The 18,722-nt window shown below is 72.2% G+C and carries 15 protein-coding genes; 13 read left to right on the forward strand and 2 right to left on the reverse strand.

From position 1 onward, the window contains the following. The first annotated feature begins 15 nt into the window (after nucleotides 1–15). The 7 genes from QDS12_RS10280 to QDS12_RS10310 all read left to right on the forward strand — a co-directional run bounded on the left by QDS12_RS10280 (nucleotide 16) and on the right by QDS12_RS10310 (nucleotide 7,848). Complete coding sequence (locus QDS12_RS10280; RefSeq protein WP_279878897.1) at nucleotides 16–519, forward strand: hypothetical protein; 504 nt, start codon at nucleotides 16–18, stop codon at nucleotides 517–519. 110 nt (nucleotides 520–629) lie between these two features. Continuing rightward, complete coding sequence (locus QDS12_RS10285) at nucleotides 630–3,422, forward strand: FAD-binding and (Fe-S)-binding domain-containing protein (RefSeq protein ID WP_279878898.1); 2,793 nt, start codon at nucleotides 630–632, stop codon at nucleotides 3,420–3,422. Nucleotides 3,423–3,522: 100 nt separating this feature from the next. After that, nucleotides 3,523–3,939 (forward strand): hypothetical protein, encoded by a 417-nt coding sequence (locus QDS12_RS10290; protein WP_279878899.1) that lies wholly within the window; start codon nucleotides 3,523–3,525, stop codon nucleotides 3,937–3,939. Nucleotides 3,940–4,083: 144 nt separating this feature from the next. Then, the gene (locus QDS12_RS10295; protein WP_279878900.1) at nucleotides 4,084–5,289 is read left to right on the forward strand and encodes an SAM-dependent methyltransferase; all 1,206 of its coding nucleotides are present in this window, start codon (nucleotides 4,084–4,086) and stop codon (nucleotides 5,287–5,289) included. Continuing rightward, complete coding sequence (locus tag QDS12_RS10300) at nucleotides 5,282–6,274, forward strand: hypothetical protein (protein ID WP_279878901.1); 993 nt, start codon at nucleotides 5,282–5,284, stop codon at nucleotides 6,272–6,274. The genes QDS12_RS10295 and QDS12_RS10300 overlap by 8 nt, the downstream gene beginning before the upstream one ends. 56 nt (nucleotides 6,275–6,330) lie before the next feature. After that, nucleotides 6,331–7,356, forward strand: a complete 1,026-nt coding sequence (locus tag QDS12_RS10305) for a DNA topoisomerase IB (RefSeq protein WP_279878902.1) — start codon at nucleotides 6,331–6,333, stop codon at nucleotides 7,354–7,356. Between the two features lie 3 nt (nucleotides 7,357–7,359). Further along, the gene (locus QDS12_RS10310) at nucleotides 7,360–7,848 is read left to right on the forward strand and encodes an O-acetyl-ADP-ribose deacetylase (protein ID WP_279878903.1); all 489 of its coding nucleotides are present in this window, start codon (nucleotides 7,360–7,362) and stop codon (nucleotides 7,846–7,848) included. Here the strand turns inward: QDS12_RS10310 and serC are convergent. Next, entirely contained in the window at nucleotides 7,845–8,960 is a 1,116-nt protein-coding gene (gene serC, locus QDS12_RS10315; RefSeq protein WP_279878904.1) for a phosphoserine transaminase, read from the reverse strand. The genes QDS12_RS10310 and serC overlap by 4 nt on opposite strands. A 77-nt stretch (nucleotides 8,961–9,037) precedes the next feature. Between serC and QDS12_RS10320 the strand changes: the two genes are divergently transcribed. Next, entirely contained in the window at nucleotides 9,038–9,292 is a 255-nt protein-coding gene (locus QDS12_RS10320; RefSeq protein WP_279878905.1) for a hypothetical protein, read from the forward strand. A gap of 274 nt (nucleotides 9,293–9,566) precedes the next feature. Continuing rightward, nucleotides 9,567–12,104, forward strand: a complete 2,538-nt coding sequence (locus QDS12_RS10325) for a nitrate- and nitrite sensing domain-containing protein (RefSeq protein WP_279878906.1) — start codon at nucleotides 9,567–9,569, stop codon at nucleotides 12,102–12,104. 58 nt (nucleotides 12,105–12,162) lie between these two features. On the opposite strand, the gene QDS12_RS10330 is transcribed toward QDS12_RS10325, so the two are convergent. Further along, on the reverse strand, nucleotides 12,163–13,275 hold the full coding sequence (locus QDS12_RS10330; RefSeq protein ID WP_279878907.1) for a citrate synthase 2: 1,113 nt from the start codon (nucleotides 13,273–13,275) through the stop codon (nucleotides 12,163–12,165). A 94-nt stretch (nucleotides 13,276–13,369) separates the two neighbouring features. On the opposite strand from QDS12_RS10330, the gene pdxH reads away from it, so the two are divergent. From pdxH to QDS12_RS10350, 4 genes are read left to right on the forward strand one after another with little or no spacing between them, the layout of a single operon-like run. Further along, entirely contained in the window at nucleotides 13,370–14,026 is a 657-nt protein-coding gene (gene pdxH / locus QDS12_RS10335; RefSeq protein ID WP_279878908.1) for a pyridoxamine 5'-phosphate oxidase, read from the forward strand. 54 nt (nucleotides 14,027–14,080) lie between these two features. Continuing rightward, the gene (locus tag QDS12_RS10340; protein WP_279878909.1) at nucleotides 14,081–14,674 is read left to right on the forward strand and encodes a helix-turn-helix domain containing protein; all 594 of its coding nucleotides are present in this window, start codon (nucleotides 14,081–14,083) and stop codon (nucleotides 14,672–14,674) included. 1 nt (nucleotide 14,675) lies between these two features. Continuing rightward, nucleotides 14,676–16,409 carry an ABC transporter ATP-binding protein gene (locus QDS12_RS10345; RefSeq protein WP_279878910.1) on the forward strand — a complete coding sequence of 578 codons (1,734 nt, stop codon included), beginning with the start codon at nucleotides 14,676–14,678 and terminating at the stop codon, nucleotides 16,407–16,409. Next, nucleotides 16,409–18,433, forward strand: a complete 2,025-nt coding sequence (locus QDS12_RS10350; protein ID WP_279878911.1) for an ABC transporter ATP-binding protein — start codon at nucleotides 16,409–16,411, stop codon at nucleotides 18,431–18,433. Before QDS12_RS10345 ends, QDS12_RS10350 begins: the two co-directional genes overlap by 1 nt. Nucleotides 18,434–18,722: the final 289 nt, after the last annotated feature.

An 18,722-nucleotide genomic window follows, 5' to 3' on the forward strand; every position in this document is an offset into this window, starting at 1 on the left:
TTTACTGTCAGCGGCGTGAGGCACGCGCTGCTCCTGCTGGTGCCGGTGATGGTGACCGCCGGCTGCACCGGTTCGTCCGACGACCGGCCCGCGGCCGGCGCCTCGGCGCCCCCGCACGCCGCGGTCACCACTCCTCCCCAGCCGGCCGTGACCTGCGAGAAGCCCTCGAAGCGGCTGCTCCGGTGGGCGGGCGTGTCGGTCGCGAGCCAGCCAGGCCCCATCACGGCCTCGGCGCTGGTCCATGCGGCGCACACGTCCAGCGGCGACTGGTACGTCCTCGCCGTCGAGCGCGCCTACGTCCACGACGATGGCAGTCTCGCGGGCGGTACCTCCCGCAGCCTCGCCCTCACCAACGCCGCCGGGGCCGGCACCAGCGACCCGCACCTGATCGACATCGGCTTCCCCAGCAAGGACGGCGGGGTGGAGCAGGACTGGCACCACGTCAGCTGGACCGGGGAGACGCTCACCTCCGGCCGGCACGCGGCCGACGTGGCGCTCGGCTGTCTCGATCACGCTTGACGGCTGCCGGCGTGCGGCGTCAGCTCAAGGGATGGCAGAAGTCGCCACGTGGCCGATCCGGACGTCCACGCCCTCGGCTGCGTCCGGCCGGCCGTCGCCCGTCTGGGAGAATGCCAGGCGTGACCGCCGTTGCCCTCGACCTCGCCGCGGAGCTTCGCAGTCGCGGCGTCAGCGGAGTCGACGACTCGACGCTGGCGACAGCGCTCTACAGCTCCGACGCCTCGCTCTACCGGCTGGTGCCGCAGGTCGTCGTCAAGCCGCGGCACACCGACGAGCTGGTCGCGATCCACGAGGCCTCGCGGGCCCTCGGGGTGCCGGTCACCCTCCGCGGCGCGGGCACGAGCATCGCCGGCAACGCGGTCGGCACCGGCATCGTCGTGGACACCCGGCTGCTCAACCGCGTCCTCGCGATCGACCCCGACGCCCGCACCGCGCGCGTCGAGCCGGGCCTCGTCCACGCGGACCTGCAGCGGGCGGCGGCGCCGTACGGCCTGCGCTTCGGACCCGACCCGTCCACGCACCCGCGCTGCACGATCGGCGGCATGATCGGCAACAACGCCTGCGGCTCGCGGGCGCTGGGCTACGGCCGCACCGTCGACAACGTCGAGGCGATGACCGTCGTGTGGGGGAGCGGCGAGGTCGCCACGTATGACGGCTCGGCCCCCGCCGGCGCCGCGGCGACCGGCCTGCTGGAGATCGCCGACGCCAACCTCGCCCACCTGCGCACCGAGTTCGGCCGGTTCGGGCGGCAGGTCAGCGGCTACTCGCTGGAGCACCTGCTCCCGGAGAAGGGCCGCCGGATCGACCGGTTCCTGGTCGGTACGGAGGGCACCCTCGCGACCGTCCTCGAGGCGACCGTGCGGCTCGTGCAGGACGAGCCCGGCCGCCTGCTGCTCGTGCTCGGCTACCCGACGATGCACGAGGCCGCCGACGCGGTGCCCGGCCTGCTCGCGGCCGCCGCCGGCCGGCTCATCGCGTGCGAGGGGATGGACGCCCGGATCGTCGAGCTCGTCCGCGCCAAGGGCGGCGCCGTCCCCGAGCTCCCGAAGGGCGGCGGCTGGCTGATGGCCGAGGTCGCCGGCCCCGACGCCCCCGACCTCGTGGAGCGGCTGCGCGCGGCGGGCGGGGCGCTCGACGCCCGCCTGGTCACCGACACCGCCGAGGCCGCGACACTGTGGCGGATCCGCGAGGACGGCGCGGGCCTGGCCGGGCGCTCGCTGCCCACGCCGGCGTACTCCGGCTGGGAGGACGCCGCCGTCCCGCCCGAGCACCTCGGCGCCTGGCTGCGCGACTTCGACGAGATCCTGGCCGGTCACGGGCTCCAAGGCGTGCCCTACGGCCACTTCGGCGACGGCTGCATCCACTGCCGCATCGACTTCCCGTTCGCGCCGGGCGACCCGGCCTCTGCCGGGGTCTTCCGCGACTTCATGACCGCGTGCGCGCACAAGCTGAAGGACTACGGCGGCTCGCTCTCGGGCGAGCACGGCGACGGCCGGGTCCGCTCCGAGCTGCTGCCGCTGATGTACGACGACCACTCGATCGCCCTCTTCGGGTCGGTCAAGCGGCTGGTGGACCCGAACGCGCTCATGAACCCGGGCAACATCGTCGACCCGGCCTCCATCACCGAGGACCTGCGCCCGGTGCGCCCGCGCGCCAGCGTCCGGCCCGCGCTCCGGCTCGTCCACGACGACGGCGACCTCGGCGCCGCTGTGCACCGCTGCACCGGCGTCGGCAAGTGCGTCGCCCCGCACACGAACGGCGTCATGTGCCCCTCCTACCTCGCCACCGGCAACGAGAAGGACGCCACCCGCGGCCGCGCCCGCGTGCTTCAGGAGGCGCTCGACGGCGGCCTGGTGCACGGCCTGTCCGACCCGGCGGTCCACGAGGCGCTCGACCTGTGCCTGGCCTGCAAGGGCTGCGCGTCGGACTGCCCGACGGGCATCGACATGGCGACGTACAAGTCCGAGGTCCTGCACCAGAGCTATGCCGGCCGGCGCCGGCCCCGGTCGCACTACCTGCTCGGGCGGCTGCCGTTCTGGGCGAGGCTGGGCGCCCCGTTCGCCAGGCTCACCAACCTCCTGATGCGGCTCGCGCCGCTCGCCTGGATCGCGAAGTGGTTCGCCGGCATCGACCAACGACGGTCGGTCCCGCGGTTCGCGCCGGTGACGCTGAAGCGGTCGGCGGCCACCGCGTCGTTGGGCGAGGCCACGCCCGACGTGTGGGTGTGGGCCGACTCGTTCACCGACCACTTCTTCACCCGGTCGGGGCAGGCGGCGATCCGCTACCTCGAGGCCCAGGGCCTGACCGTGCGAGTCATCTCCGACCGGGCCTGCTGCGGCCTCACCTGGATCACCACCGGCCAGCTCGACCAGGCCCGCTCGATCATGGAGCGGACCGTCCGCACGCTGGCGCCGTACGTCGCCTCCGGTGTGCCCGTGATCGGGCTGGAGCCGTCGTGCCTGGCCACCCTGCGGTCGGACTCGGTGGAGCTGTCGGCCCTGCCCGAGGCGCGCACCGTGGCGGACGGGATGCTGACCTTCGCCGAGCTCGTGACGCGCCTCGACCTGCCGCTGCCCGACCTGGCCGGCGTCGAGGTGGTCGCCCAGCCGCACTGCCACCAGCACGCGGTGCTCGGCTGGGCCGCCGACCAGCGCCTCCTGGAGAAGGCAGGTGCGACGGTCACCAAGGTGGCGGGCTGCTGCGGCCTGGCCGGGAACTTCGGCGTCGAGGAGGGGCACTACGAGGTCTCCGTCGCCGTCGCCGAGACCCACCTGCTGCCCGCGGTCCGGTCGCACCCCGACGCGGTCGTGCTCGCCGACGGCATGTCCTGCCGGGTCCAGCTCGACGACCTGGCGCAGGTACCGACCATGCACCTGGCCGAGCTGTTCGCCTCGCGGCTCTGACAGGCCGGTCGCCGTCCACAGCCCTGCGCTGAAGCCGGCTCCTCCACACGCCGGGGCCGGGCTGCCCGGGACTGTCGGTGGCGAGGCGGATGCTGGAGGCATGACCGAGCAGACCTTCCGGCCGGTGTTCCGCACCCAGGCCGATGTGGAGAAGTTCTGGACAACGATCTGCCACCCGCTCGGGTGGCGGACCCGCGAGCTCTGGGTCGTCCTCGTCGACGAGGACGGAGAGCCGTTCCCCTCGGTGCACCAGATCTCCGACCTGCCCCAGGAGCCCGACGCGCACGACGTCGGACGACTGCTCGACGGATGCCGCGGCCTCCTCGAGGAGTTCGACCCGGGTGGCAGTGTCGCAACCCTGCTGTGTCGCCCGGGCGAGCAGCGCCTCACGGCCTCCGACCGCGAGTGGGTCAGGGCACTGACCGGCATCGCCCGCGGCAGCGGAGTGGTGCTGGAGGTGGTCCACGTCGCCAGCGACGCGGCGATCACCCCGGTGCCGATGGACGCGGTCGCGTGATCGTGGCCAGCGATGCGGCCCGCTCGCCACCCGGCTCCTAGAATCGAGGGGTGAACCCCCGCCACCGCCGACTCGTCATCCCGGCGGCGCTGGTGGTGCTCCTCCTCATCGTCCTCATCGCCCAGGTGTTCAAGTGACCACCGCATGACCGAGCCGCTGCTGCGTGCGCTCAACCGCATGCGCACCCTGATCCTCGACCCCGAGACGCTGGTCAAGGCGGTCGCGTCCGGGCGCCAGAAGGGCGAGCAGGCGCCGCCGTGGCGGCGCGTCGAGCTGCGCTACGTCGACCTCAAGGCCGGCCGCCAGCTGCAGGTCACGAAGTACGACGCCACCCAGGCGTTCACCTCCAACCACGACGCGGACAGCGCGCGGGAACTGGTCGACGAGCTCATCGACCTGCCGTTCGGGCACTGGAACGTCGCCACCACGACCGAGGACCACGCGCTGCGGGTGACGAAGAAGCTCGAGGCGGTCGTCAACACGAGCCCGCGGACGGCGCCTGTCGAGGCGGTCCGCGGCCACGACCAGCCGAAGGCACGGCTGCTGCCGGAGGACGACCCGGTCTTCGTCGCGCTCGGGATCTCCGACCAGCAGGGCCGGCTCAAACCGAGCCGCCAGGCCAAGTACCGGCAGGTCGAGGAGTTCCTCCGACTGCTCGACGCCTCCGTGACCGAGGCGATCGACAAGGGGCACCTGCGCCGCCCGGCCGCTGACGAGCCGCTGCGCATCGTCGACCTCGGTTGCGGCAACGGCTACCTGACGTTCGCGGCACAGCGCTACCTCACCAGCGTCAGGCAGCTCCCCGTCGTCGTCACGGGCGTCGACGTCAAGGAGCAGTCGCGCGACCACAACGCGTCGGTGGCCCGCGACCTGGGCGTCGAGGCTGAGTTCGTCGCGGGCACCATCTCCGGGGTCGACCTGCCGCAGCTGCCGGACGTCGTCCTCGCGCTGCACGCCTGCGACACGGCCACCGACGACGCGCTCGCCCGAGCGGTCGAGTGGGAGGCCCCGCTCGTGCTGGCCGCGCCCTGCTGCCACCACGACATCGCCGCCCAGCTCCGCAAGGCACCGACCCCGGCGCCCTACGCGATGCTCACGCGGCACGGCATCCTCCGTGAGCGCCTCGCCGACACCCTGACCGACGCGCTGCGCGCCTCCCTCATGCGGCTGTCCGGCTACCGCGTCGACGTCGTCCAGTTCGTCGAGAGCCAGCACACGCCGCGCAACACGATGCTCCGCGCCGTCCGGACGAGCGGGCCGGTCACGGGCGGCTCCGTGCGCAAGGAGTACGACGACCTGGTGGACACCTGGGGTCTCAAGCCGAGGCTCGGGGAGCTCCTGGGTGCCTAGGTCGGGGCGCCCGGAGCGGGCGCTGCTCGTCCTCCTCGTCGTCCCCTTCCTGCTCGGCGCCGCGGCCGCCCCGAGCAGCCAGGAGCATGTCGAGTTCTCCTTCCAGGACAAGCGGATCACGGAGTCCAGCGGGCTCGTCGCGCTCGGCACGGGGCTCTTCGTCACGACGAACGACTCCGGCGACTCCGCCCGGGTGTTCACGGTCGACGACCGCGGCCGCACGGTCGGCGTCACCGAGTGGTCAGGCGACGCCCACGACGTCGAGGCGCTCGCGCCGGCCGGCGGCGGCGAGGTGTGGGTCGGCGACATCGGCGACAACCGGGCCTCCCGTGACTCGATCCAGGTGACGCAGGTGCCGGCCGGCCGCGGCGACCGGCACTCCGACGAGCCGGTCTACGACCTGACCTACCCCGACGGCGCCCACGACGCCGAGACGCTCCTGGCGGCGCCTGACGGGCGGCTCTACATCGTCACCAAGGGGTTCCTCGGCGGCGCCGTCTACGCCGCGCCCGCCGAGCTCAGCGCCGACCACCCCAACCGTCTGGTACGGGTGGCGGACGGGATCCTCCCCATGGCGACCGACGGCACCTTCCTGCCCGACGGCCGGCACGTCCTGATCCGGGGCTACGTCGGCGCGGTGGTCTACTCCTTCCCCGACTTCGGCCGCATCCGGCCGGTCCCGCTGCCCGACCAGCCGCAGGGCGAGGGCATCGCGGTCGCCACCGACGGCACGATCTACGTCAGCAGCGAGGGAACCTACGCCGACGTCCTCCGCCTCCCCGAGTCGGGTCTGTGCACGGCCGCCGCGGGGATCTGCGTGCGCGGTGGGGCGGCCACCGCCGTTCCGGCACCCGATCCCGCACGGGAGACGCCCGAGGCGGGTGGGCAGCACCGGACGAACCACACCTGGTGGCCCTGGCTGCTGGTCGGCGGCGTCGGAGCGGCCGTCGTCTGGCTGCAGATGCGGGTCCTTCGCTCACGCTGAGTGCACATCGGGCGCCGGGGGCGCATAAGGCCCTGACCGCGCGGCAACCTGAGCGCATGGTCCGGCTGCGTCGCACGTCCCCCGAGCAATCGGGCTGGAGCCGACGACGCGCGGGCAAGGGGTTCGTCTACCTCGACGAGCGCGGCGAGCGGCTGTCGGCGCGCGACGCCGAGCGGGTCCGGTCGCTGGTGATCCCGCCGGCCTGGGAGGACGTCTGGATCACGCCGTACGAGAACGGCCACCTGCAGGCGGTCGGCACCGACGAGGCCGGGCGCCGACAGTACCTCTACCACCCGGACTGGCGCACCCGGCGCGATGCGCAGAAGTTCGACCGGGTGCTGGTCTTCGGCGAAGCGCTCGGCAAGGCGCGCGAGCAGGTGCTCGTCGACCTGCGCCGGCAGGGGATGCCCCTCGAGCGCGCCTGCGCGGTCGCCGTACGGCTGCTCGACCTCGGCTACTTCCGGGTGGGCAACGACGTCTACGTCGACAAGCACGGCAGCTTCGGTCTCACCACGCTGCAGCGCCGGCACGTCCGGCGGCAGCGGGACGGCCTGGTCTTCAGCTTCACCGGCAAGTCGGGGATCGACCACCGCATCGAGATCGACGACGCGACGGTCATCAAGGCGATCGAGGCGATGCGCCGGCGCCACTCCGACGACGGGTCGCTGCTCGCCTACCGCGTCGGACGGCGATGGCGTGCGCTGCAGCCCGCGCTGGTCAACGACTACGTCCGCGAGGTCACCGGCGTCGAGGCGTCGGCGAAGGACTTCCGCACCTGGCACGCGACGGTCATCGCGGCGGCCGGGCTGGCGGCGCGGCTCGACGAGGCAGGCGGCAGCGTCTCGCGGACGAAGGGCAAGCGCCTCGTCACGGCGACCATGCGTGAGGTCGCCGACTTCCTCGGCAACACCCCCACCCTCGCCCGCACGTCGTACGTCGACCCGCGGGTCGTCTCCGCCTTCGAGGAGCACCGCACGATCGCGACCGCGGTGCGGCGCCGCCACCACGGCCCCGACGAGCGACAGGCCGCCCTGGAGCGTGCCACGCTGCGGTTGATCCGCAACGAGGCCGAGGAGGGCTGAGCGATGGAGATCGCCGTCGTGCACGGCGACATCACGCGTCAGGACGTCGACGCGGTCGTCAACGCGGCCAGCAACGCGATGCGCGGCGGTGGCGGAGTGGACGGGGCGATCCACCGGGCGGGCGGCCCCGCCGTGCTGGAGGACTGCGTCCGCCGCTTCCCCCACGGGCTGGCGACCGGTGACGCGGGGTGGACGACCGCGGGCGACCTGCCCGCGCGGTGGGTCATCCACGTGGTAGGGCCGGTCCACGGCGTCGGCAGCCGCGACCAGCTGACCTCGTGCTACCGACGCGCGCTCGAGGTCGCCGACGAGCTCGGGGCGGCGACGGTCGCGTTCCCGCTGGTCAGCGCCGGGGTCTACGGCTGGCCGAAGGACGACGCGATCGACGCTGCGCTCGAGGTGCTCCGGACCGCGCAGACGTCGGTGGCCGAGGCCCGGATGGTGGCGTTCGACCGGTCGACGTACGACCTGATGACGGCGCGGGTGTCCTAGAGGCGCTCGACGACCCAGTCGATGCAGCGGGTGAGGGCCTCGATGTCGGCGGGGTCGACGGCGGGATACATCGCGATCCGGAGCTGGTTGGTGCCGATGCCGCGATAGGCGTCGAGGTCCACGATGCCGTTGGCGCGCAGCTCCTCCATCACCCGCGTCTTGTCGACGGACGCGTCGAGCTCGAGGGTCGCGACGACCGCGGACCGGTGCGCTGGGTCCGGCACGAACGGGGCGACGTACGACGACTTCTCGGCCCAGGCGTAGAGGTGCTCGGCCGACGCGGACGTCCGCGCGGCCATCGCGTCGAGACCGCCCTCGGCGAGCATCCAGTCGAGCTGCTCCGCCATGAGGAAGAGCGTGGCGACGCTCGGCGTGTTGTAGGTCTGGTCGAGGCGGGTGCTCCTCAGCGCGCCCATCAGGTCGAAGAACGCGGGGACGTAGCGGTCGGACGCGGCGATCCGTTCGGCCCGCTCGACGGCGGCGGGGGAGAGCGTGGCCAGCCAGAGGCCACCGTCCGAGGCGAACGACTTCTGGGGCGCGAAGTAGTAGACGTCGGTGTGCGCCAGGTCGACGGCGAGGCCGCCGGCCGCCGACGTGGCGTCGATCAGCACGAGCTGGTCGGCGGTGGCGCCCTGCGGGCGGACGACCGGTGCGGCGACGCCGGTCGAGGTCTCGTTGTGGGTCCAGGCGTAGACGTCCACATCGGCCTCCGCGACCGGCAGCGCGAGCCCGCCCGGCTCGGCGCTGAGCACGGTCGGGTCGCCGAGCCAGGGCGCCTTGCGGGCCGCGGCGGCGAACTTGCCGGCGAACTCACCGAACACCGCGTGCTGGCTGCGCCGCTCGACCAGCGCGAACGTCGCCAGGTCCCAGAACGCCGCGGAGCCGCCGTTGCCGATGGCCACCTCGTAGCCGTCCGGCAGCGAGAAGAGGTCGCCGAGACCGGTCACCACCCGGCGTACGAGGTGCTTGACGGGGGACTGCCGGTGCGACGTGCCCATCAGGGAGGCGCCGCTGGCAGCGAGGTCGTCCAGCCGTCCCGCTGGAACCTTGGACGGACCGGAGCCGAACCGCCCGTCGCGCGGCAGGAGGTCGGCGGGGATCCGTAGCGTCATCGGGGCAACCTTCGGTTTGATGGGACCGTCAGAGGAATTGTCCCAGCACGACGGCAGCGGCTCACCGAGGAGTCCTCATGACGAACGACGACCCTCCGGAACGGACCCCGGTCCGGAAGGGTCTCTGCGTCCTGGGCGTGCTGCTGATGCTCTCCGGTGCGGCCGCGATGGTCGGCGGCGCCTTCGTGTTCACGCGCGGCTCGCTCGCCGACGACATGGCGTCGCTCGCCCGGAGCGTCCTGGCCGGCATCCTGCTCTTCGCTGGCGGTGGACTGATCGCCATGTCCGGGATGAGCGCCTGGAACGACGGCTTCCGCGGCGCCCGCCGCTGATCCCGCCGCTGATCCTGCCGCGCATCCTGCCGTGGAGGTCGATGTCGGACGACCGAGGTCGCACCACGAGCCACGTGTAGCACATGATTTCGTCCCTCGTGGGCAGAATTCTCACATCGGCATTGCTGTTCTAGACCACTTTCTGACAGGGTGAGCCGCCAAACCCCCGGTCGTGGCTCCGAGTCGCGGTCGCGGGGACAAGGGAAGGGCCGGCACTACCCGGGAGGGGCAGGCCGGTCCTTGGGTTGTGGGGGCAACGCCAGGGAGAGGGAGCATGGCCGACACAACGGACGCCCGTAGTTCGAGCAGGAGGGCGTGGCGCGGCATCCGGCCCCGACTCCTCGGGATCATGCTGGTGCCGACGATCGCGGCACTCGCGTTCGGAGCACTGCACATGGAGTCGGCGATCTCCGCGAGCCGGGCTGCTGCCCGCGCGGAGAGCGTGGCCGTCACGCTGCCGGACAGCTTCCGGCTGGCCGTCCAGCTGACGGTCGAGCGCGACGCCGCCAGCGCCGGGGCCTCGGCGGCGACGCTGGCCCAGGTCGAGGCCACCACCGACGCGGCCGTGACGGCGTGGCGGCGTGATCTCCCGGGTGTGGACACGACCGGCAACCCGGCGCTCGCCCGTGACCTCGCGACGTCGCGTGCCGCCATGGATGGCCTCGCGAACCTGCGCAAGCAGATCACCCGTCCCAACACCCAGGAGCAGGCGCGCGCCGACTACACGACCGCCCTCAACGTCCTGCTCGGCATCGCCGGTCGGCTTCCCGAGCTCGACGACGGCGGGATGTACCGCCAGACCTACGCCCTCGCCGAGATCCGGACCGCCTCGGAGGCGCTCGGCGTCGAGCGCACCCTCATGGGCAGGGCGCTCGCCCAGGGCCGCATCACCCGCGCCGACCAGGTGGCCCTCGCCCAGGCCCAGCGCTCGTGGGCCGAGGCGAGCGAGAAGTTCTACGCCCGTACGTCGCCCGCGGCTCGCGCGGGCTTCGACAAGATCACCGGCGACACCAGCACCAAGGGCTCCACCGGAGCACCCATGCAGGGAGCCGTGGCCCAGGTCGTGTCGACCGGCGACGTGAGTGACCTCGACATGTCACCGACCGACTGGCAGGCCGCCTCCGCGGACTTCATCAGGAAGATGGTCGGCGTCATCGTGCAGGCCGCGACCGATCTGTCCGACGACGTGTCAGCCAGCGGCGACGCCGCCCGTCGGACCGCGATCCTCAACGCCGTCATGGTCGTCGTCGTGCTGCTGCTCGCGCTCATCGCCGCCTCGCTCGCGGCGCGCTCGATCCTGCGTCCGCTGCGCCGGCTCCGGCAGGCAGCGCTCGACATCCATCGGGAGCTGCCCGACCGGGTCCGCCGCATCGAGCTGGCCGAGGAGCCCGTCGACGTGACGGTCGAGCCGATCGGCGTCGCCCGGGGCGACGAGATCGGCGAGGTCGCCGAGGCGTTCGAGGCGGTGCACGCCGAAGCGGTCCGCCTCGCCGGCGAGCAGGCCCACATGCGCGCCAACGTCAACAGGATGTTCGTCAACCTGTCCCACCGCAGCCAGAGCCTGGTCGAGCGGCAGCTGCGGCTCATCGACGAGCTCGAGGCCAACGAGCAGGACCCCGACGACCTCGCGAACCTGTTCCGGCTCGACCACCTGGCCACGCGCATGCGCCGCAACGACGAGAGCCTGCTGGTCCTCGCCGGCGGCGACGCCGCCCAGGCGAACCGGGGCGACGTGCCCGTGCTCGACGCGCTGCGCGCCGCCTCCTCCGAGATCGAGCACTTCGCCCGCGTCCAGATCGAGTGCCGCGTCAGCGCCAGCTTCCGCGGTCCGGTCGTCGCGGACGTCGTCCACCTGCTGGCCGAGTTGATCGAGAACGCCACCAACTTCTCGTCGCCGGACACGTCGGTCCTCGTGCGCACCACGCGGGCCACCTCCACCGGACCGATGGTCATCGAGATCGCCGACCACGGCATCGGGATGTCGCCCGACGAGCTCGCCGCCGCCAACGCCAAGCTGCGCAGCAGCGCCGGCCTCGACGCCGACGTGGCCCGCATGATGGGGCTGGTCGTGACCTCGCGGCTCGCCCACCGTCACGGCCTGACCGTCAAGCTGCACGCGAACTCGCCGTCCGGCGTGGTCGCGACCGTGCTGCTGCCCGCCGACGTCTTCGTCGCCTCCGACCCGGCGCCGCTGCCGAGCCGCGCGCCGTCGTACGCCGCCCGGCCGGACGTGTCCGCCAAGGCGCTGGTGACCGCCGGTGCCCCCGCGCCCACCACGCTGTCGGCCGCGGTGCGCGAGCAGTTCGCCCCCTCGACCTTCGGCCACCTCTCGGGGCGGGTCTTCGAGGTCTCGCTCAATCGCAAGCAGGGGACCGTGCCGGGACCCCGGACGGCGAAGGGTCCCGTCCTCGGGTCGATCGCGCCGACCGCCCTGGACCTGCCCGCCGTGCGGCCGGAGAACGAGTCGACGCCGATCTACGCGCTGCTCCAGTCCGAGTGGTTCCGCGGGCGCACGGCCGGGGGCAGCAGCACCGACACCGCGGTCCGGGCCCGGACCTGGCAGTCCCCGGGCGACGCCGGCTGGCGTCGCGCCGCGGAGGTGGGCACCCAGGCCACGGCGGCGGCGCAGACGCCCGAGGGCCTGCCGGTGCGTGTCCCCGGACGCAACCTGATCCCGGGTGGCGCCGGCGCGCCGGCCGCACCGCCGCCGGCTCCGCGGGCCGACCCGCAGCGCAGCCGAGGTCTGGGCAGCTTCCAGCGCGGCGTCGGCCGCGCCCGGCGGGGCGAGACGCTGGACGACGGCGACGACTGAGCAGCCTTGCGACGCTGACCGGCTCGGCGGGGCCGGTCAGCGGCAGGTGAGCGGCCGGTCAGCGGCCGGTCGGTGACCAGGCGCCGTCCCAGCCCTCGACCGAGCTGGCCGGGCGGGACGCCGGGCCGGTGTAGACGGCCGACGGCCGGATCAGCCGGCCGGTCGTCTTCTGCTCGAGGATGTGGGCCGACCAGCCGCCGGTGCGCGCGCAGGTGAACATCGACGTGAACATGTGCGCCGGCACCTCGGCGAAGTCGAGCACGATCGCCGCCCAGAACTCCACGTTGGTCTCGAGCACGCGGTCGGGGCGGCGCTCGCGCAGCTCGGCCAGGGCGGCCTGCTCGAGGGCCTCGGCCACCTCGTAGCGCGCGGCGCCGAGCTCGCGCGCGGTGCGACGCAGCACCCGGGCGCGCGGGTCCTCAGCACGGTAGACACGGTGGCCGAAGCCCATGAGGCGCTCGCCCGAGTCGAGGAGCGACTTCACGTAGCCGCGGGCGTCGCCGGACCTCTCGACCTCCTCGATCATGCCGAGGACGCGGGATGGCGCGCCACCGTGCAGCGGGCCGCTCATCGCGCCGATGGCGCCGGAGAAGGCCGCGGCGACGTCGGCGCCGGTGGAGGTGATGACGCGGGCGGTGAAGGTGGAGGCGTTCATGCCGTGCTCGGCGGCCGACGACCAGTAGGCGTCGATCGCGTGCGCGTGCTTCGGGTCGGCCTCCCCGCGCCAGCGGATGAGGAACTTCTCGGCGAGGGTGCGGCCCTCGTCGACGAGACGCTGGGGCACGACCGGCAGGTGGATGTCGCGAGCCGACTGGCCGGCGTACGACAGGACCATGACGGCCACCCGGGCCAGGTCCGCGCGGGCCTGCTCGTCGGAGATGTCGTAGGTCTGCCCGAAGCCGAACGCCGGCGCGAGCATCGCGATCGCGGCCTGGACGTCGACGCGCACGTCGCCGGTGTGCACCGGCAGGTTGTAGGCCTCGGCCGGGGGCAGGCCCGGGGCGTAGGCGCCGTCGATCAGGAGCCCCCAGACGTTCTCGAACGGGACGCGGCCGGCGAGCTCCTCGATGTCGACCCCCCGGTAGCGCAGCGCGGAGCCCTCCTTGTCGGGCTCGGCGATCTGCGTCTCGAACGCGACGACGCCCTCAAGGCCGTGGTGTACCTCGGTCATTGCTGCTCCTCACGACTGCATTGCCCGCGACTCTCCAGGTTCTGGCGCATTCTGCCCCAGGGTCTGGGTGAGCGGCCCTACTAGGGTGCGGGTCATGACCTCCGACGGCCCCCTGGACACGATCGCCGCACGGCGCGAGGACTACGCCCGCGGAGGCCTCGCCGAGTCCGACCTGGCGGCCGACCCGATCGTCATGTTCGAGCGGTGGTACGCCGAGGCGGCCGGTGCCGGCCTCCACGAGCCGAACGCGATGGCGGTCGCGACGGCCACGCCCGACGGCGCCCCCTCGCAGCGGTTCGTGCTCCTCAAGGGCGTGTCGCCCGACGGCTTCGTGTTCTTCACCAACCTGCGCTCCCGCAAGGGTCACGAGCTGTTCGCGAACCCCCGCTGCGCGCTGCTCTTCCCCTGGCACCCGCTCGAGCGCCAGGTCAGGGTCGAGGGCCTCGCGGCCGAGCTGCCGCGCGCCGAGGTGGAGGCCTACTTCGCCTCCCGGCCCCGCGGCTCCCAGCTCGGCGCGTGGGCGTCGCACCAGTCGGCGGTGGTGAGCGGCCGCGACGAGCTCGACCGGGAGTACGCCGCAGTGTCGGCCCGGTTCGAGGGCGTCGACGTGCCGGTGCCCGACGAGTGGGGCGGCTTCCGGGTCCGTCCCGACGTCGTCGAGTTCTGGCAGGGGCGCACCGGCCGCATGCACGACCGGCTCGTCTACCGGCGTACCGACGACGGGTGGGCGACCGAGCGGCTGGCCCCCTGATCCACGGGTAAAACCGTTTGTGAGTGAGTGCTCACTCATTTAGAGTCGTCCGATGTGGAAGCACGACGCGAGCGGGCCCGACCGCTGACGCCCGACGAGCGCCGCGAGGCGCTCGTGTCGGCGACCCTGCCGCTGCTCTACCAGCACGGTCGCGCGGTGACCACCAAGCTCATCGCGGAGGCGGCCGGCGTCGCCGAAGGCACCATCTTCCGGGTCTTCGACTCCAAGGAGCAGCTCGTCGACGCGGCCATGGCGAAGGCGTTCGAGCCGGGGCAGATCGCCGACCGCATCGCCGAGATCGACCCCGCCGAGCCGCTGCGCGAGAAGCTGCTCAAGATCACCAGCATCCTGCAGCAGCGGTTCCGGGCGACGTTCGGGCTGATGCGTGCGATGGGGGAGATGGGCCCGCCCCGGCACAAGCACGTCCACCCCGAGCGGCGCCACGACGAGATGCGGGCGGTCCGCGAGTCGATGGCCGCGCTCCTCGAGCCGGACGCCGCCCGGCTGTCGGTCGAGCCCGCGATGCTCGTCCACATGCTCCGCCTGCTGACGTTCGCAGGCAGCAACGAACAGATCGCCGACGGTCAGGTGCTCACACCCGACCAGATCGTCGACACCCTCCTGCACGGAACCCTCAGAAAGGACTGACGTGCTGCTACGTCTCCTGCGGACCTACCTGAGTCCGTACCGCCGCTGGCTCGGCGTCATCGTCGTGCTCCAGTTCATCGCCACGGGGGCCGCGCTCTACCTGCCCAGCCTCAACGCCGACATCATCGACAAGGGCGTGACGCAGGGCGACCAGGGCTACATCCTCCGCACCGGTGCGTGGATGCTCGCCGTCTGCATCGTCCAGATGGTCTGCCAGGTCATCGCCGCCTACTTCGCGTCGCGGTCGGCGACCGCGTTCGGCCGCGACCTGCGCCGTTCCCTGTTCCACCAGGTCGGCGGCTTCGGCGCGTTCGAGCTCGGCCGGTTCGGTGCGCCCAGCCTGATCACCCGGACGACCAACGACGCCCAGCAGGTGCAGATGCTCGCCTACATGCTGTGCGCGATGGCGGTGCAGATCCCGATCATGATGGTCGGCGCCGTGATCATGGCGCTGCACCAGGACACCCATCTGGCCTGGATCTTCGCCGTGCTCATCCCGGCACTCTTCGTGACCGTCGGCATCGTCGCCACCCGGATGATCCCCAACTTCGCCCGGTTGCAGGCCCGGCTCGACAACGTCAACCGGATCCTGCGCGAGCAGATCACCGGCATCCGGGTCGTCCGAGCCTTCGTGCGCGAGCCGCAGGAGCGGGTCCGGTTCGACCGGGCCAACGACGAGCTGACCGACGTCTCGGTGCGGGCCGGTCGCTGGCTGGCCACGTTCTTCCCGCTGATGATGCTCATCGTCAACGTCGCGGCAGTCGCGGTGATCTGGTTCGGCGGCCACCTGGTCGACTCCGGTCAGATGCAGGTCGGCCCGCTGACCGCGTTCCTCGCCTATCTCATGCAGGTGATGATGAGCGTGATGATGGGGACGTTCCTCTTCATGCAGGTACCGCGGTCGTCGGTCTGTGCCGACCGGATCGGCGAGGTGATCGACACCGAGCCCTCGATCGTGGCTCCGCTCTCGGGCCTCGACACGTCAGCGGTTCGCGGCGAGCTCGCCTTCGACGGCGTCGACTTCACCTACCCCGGTGCCGAGCAGTCAGTGCTCACCGGCATCAGCTTCGCCGCCAGCCGCGGCCAGACGCTCGCCGTCATCGGCTCGACCGGTGCCGGGAAGTCGACCCTGCTCAACCTCGTGCCCCGGCTCTTCGACGCCACCGGGGGCAGCGTGCTGGTCGACGGGATCGACGTACGCGCCTGGGAGCCCGACGCGCTCGGCGGCCGGCTCGGGCTGGTGCCGCAGAAGGCGTTCCTCTTCTCCGGGACCATCCGGTCCAACCTGCGCTACGGCAAGGACGACGCGACCGACGAGGAGATGTGGCACGCGCTCGAGGTCGCCCAGGCGGCCGACTTCGTGCGGGCACTCGCCGAGGGGCTCGACGCCCCGGTCGTCCAGGGTGGCACGAACTTCTCGGGCGGTCAGCGGCAGCGCCTCGCCATCGCGCGAGCCCTCGTCCGACGCCCCGAGATCTACCTGTTCGACGACTCCTTCTCGGCGCTCGACCTCGCGACCGACGCCCGGCTGCGCGCCGCGCTCAAGCCCGAGACGGCCGAGGCCTGTGTGGTGATCGTCGCTCAGCGGGTCTCCACGATCCGCGATGCCGACCTCATCCTCGTCCTCGACGACGGCAGGATCGTCGGCCGCGGCACCCATGCGGAGCTGCTCGCCGACAACGCGACCTACCAGGAGATCGTCGCGTCCCAGCTCAGCGCGGAGGAGGCAGCCTGATGGCCACGACCCAGACGTCCGGCCAGGCTTCGGGGCAGAGCCCCAAGCAGAGCCCCAAGCAGGGCCAGCAGCTGAAGGCGACCGAGCGGATCCAGATGGCCGGCGGGCCCGGGCGCGGCCCGGGCGGCATGGTCGGCCAGAAGGCGTCCAACTTCGGGCCGTCGGCCAAGCGGCTCATCGGCCGGCTCGCGCCGCAGCGCCTCAAGCTGGCGGCGCTCCTCGTCCTCGCCGTGACCAGTGTGGTGCTCTCGGCGCTCGCGCCGCGCTACCTCGGCCACGCGACCGACCGCGTCTTCGCCGGTGCGATCGGGCGGCAGCTTCCGGCCGGCCAGACGGTGGACCAGGTCGTCGCGGGCCTGCACGCCCAGGGCCAGGACCGCCTCGCCGACGTGGTCGGCGGCATCGACCACCTCGTGCCTGGGCAGGGCGTCGACTTCGGCGCGGTCGGCTCGATCCTCCTCTTCGTGCTGGGGCTCTACCTCTTCTCCAACCTGTTCTCGTTCCTCCAGGGCCTCATGCTCAACGGGCTGGTCAACTCGACGGTGCGGGACCTGCGCGGCGAGGTCGAGGACAAGCTCAACGTCCTGCCGCTCGAGTACTTCGACTCCCAGCCGCGCGGCGAGATCCTCTCCCGCGTCACCAACGACATCGACAACCTCAGCCAGTCACTGCAGCAGACGATGTCCCAGCTCCTCACCTCGATCGTCAGCGTCGTGACGATCCTCGTGATGATGTTCTGGATCAGCCCGCTGCTCGCGCTGATCGCGCTGGTGTCCGTACCGGTGTCGATGACCATCGCCCGGCAGGTGATGAAGCGCTCGCAGGGCCAGTTCATCAACCAGTGGCGCTCGACCGGCCAGCTCAACGCTCACATCGAGGAGACGTTCTCGGGCCACGAGCTCGTCCGCGTCTTCGGCCGCCAGGCGGACGCCGAGGCGACCTTCGCGGAGCGCAACGACTCGCTGCACGACGCCGGCTTCAAGGCACAGTTCATCAGCGGTCTGGTGATGCCGGTGATGTTCTTCATCGGCAACATCAACTTCGTGCTCGTCGCGGTCGTCGGCGGTCTGCGGGTCGCCCACGGCGCCCTGACGATCGGCGAGGTGCAGGCGTTCATCCAGTACTCCCGCCAGTTCAACATGCCACTGACCCAGGTCGCGTCGATGATGAACCTGCTCCAGTCGGGCGTCGCCAGCGCCGAGCGGGTCTTCGAGCTGCTCGACGCGCCCGAGCAGGTGCCCGACCGGCACGGCTCGCTGCCCGACGTCAGGCGCGGCGAGGTGCGCTTCGAGCACGTCTCGTTCTCCTACGACCCGGAGAAGCCGCTCATCGAAGACCTCTCGCTGGTCGCGCAGCCCGGTCAGACGGTGGCCATCGTCGGTCCGACCGGCGCCGGCAAGACGACGCTCGTCAACCTCATCATGCGGTTCTACGAGCTGGACGCCGGCCGGATCACGCTCGACGGCGTGGACATCACCGACATCCGGCGTGCGGACCTCCGGGCGCAGACCGGCATGGTGCTGCAGGACACCTGGCTGTTCGAGGGCACCATCCGCGAGAACCTGCTCTACGGCCGCCCGGACGCGACCGAGGAGGAGCTGCTCGCGGCGGCCCGGGCGACGTTCGTCGACCGGTTCGTCCACTCCCTGCCCGACGGCTACGACACCGTCGTCGACGCCGAGGGCGGCTCGCTCTCGGCCGGCGAGCGTCAGCTCCTGACGATCTGCCGGGCGTTCCTGGCCGAGCCGTCGCTGCTGATCCTCGACGAGGCGACCTCGTCGGTCGACACCCGCACCGAGCTGCTGCTCCAGAAAGCGATGGCCGCGCTGCGCACCGACCGCACGTCGTTCGTGATCGCCCACCGGCTCTCCACGATCCGCGACGCCGACCTCATCCTCGTCATGGAGGACGGCGCGATCGTCGAGCAGGGCAACCACGACCAGCTGCTGGCGGCGGACGGCGCCTACGCGCGGCTCTACCAGTCGCAGTTCGCGGCGCCGGTCGACGACGAGCAGGTGGCGTGAGCGTCGGATAACCCGTTGAGTGGCGGCCCCGCCGCGCGTAAGGTTTTCGTACACGGGAAAGGAGGTGATCCGAAGAATGAATTCTTCTTGGACGCGTGAGGTGGCTGCCCGCTAGCAGCCCCCAGCAGGGACGTCGGGGTTGAGACACCCCGCCGGCTGCTGGCGAATACCTGGCAGCTACCCGACCCGCAGACGACCGGGAACACGTCCCCCGGTGCGGCCCCCTTCCGAGGGGCGCCACGTCTGCGGGTCGCTGCATTTCCGGTCGACCACTCACCGCTCCCTCGAA

It is taken from the genome of Nocardioides sp. CER19 (assembly GCF_029846275.1).
In the GTDB taxonomy this organism is placed as follows: domain Bacteria; phylum Actinomycetota; class Actinomycetes; order Propionibacteriales; family Nocardioidaceae; genus Nocardioides.

Excerpts from the sequence above, each read along its gene's own strand:
- QDS12_RS10330 (WP_279878907.1), bottom strand. The coding sequence starts at position 13,275 with ATGACCGAGGTACACCACGGCCTTGAGGGCGTCGTCGCGTTCGAGACG.
- QDS12_RS10290 (WP_279878899.1), top strand. The coding sequence starts at position 3,523 with ATGACCGAGCAGACCTTCCGGCCGGTGTTCCGCACCCAGGCCGATGTG.
- QDS12_RS10350 (WP_279878911.1), top strand. The coding sequence starts at position 16,409 with ATGGCCACGACCCAGACGTCCGGCCAGGCTTCGGGGCAGAGCCCCAAG.
- pdxH (WP_279878908.1), top strand. The coding sequence starts at position 13,370 with ATGACCTCCGACGGCCCCCTGGACACGATCGCCGCACGGCGCGAGGAC.
- QDS12_RS10325 (WP_279878906.1), top strand. The coding sequence starts at position 9,567 with ATGGCCGACACAACGGACGCCCGTAGTTCGAGCAGGAGGGCGTGGCGC.
- QDS12_RS10305 (WP_279878902.1), top strand. The coding sequence starts at position 6,331 with ATGGTCCGGCTGCGTCGCACGTCCCCCGAGCAATCGGGCTGGAGCCGA.
- QDS12_RS10310 (WP_279878903.1), top strand. The coding sequence starts at position 7,360 with ATGGAGATCGCCGTCGTGCACGGCGACATCACGCGTCAGGACGTCGAC.
- QDS12_RS10285 (WP_279878898.1), top strand. The coding sequence starts at position 630 with ATGCCAGGCGTGACCGCCGTTGCCCTCGACCTCGCCGCGGAGCTTCGC.
- QDS12_RS10295 (WP_279878900.1), top strand. The coding sequence starts at position 4,084 with ATGACCGAGCCGCTGCTGCGTGCGCTCAACCGCATGCGCACCCTGATC.
- QDS12_RS10320 (WP_279878905.1), top strand. The coding sequence starts at position 9,038 with ATGACGAACGACGACCCTCCGGAACGGACCCCGGTCCGGAAGGGTCTC.
- serC (WP_279878904.1), bottom strand. The coding sequence starts at position 8,960 with ATGACGCTACGGATCCCCGCCGACCTCCTGCCGCGCGACGGGCGGTTC.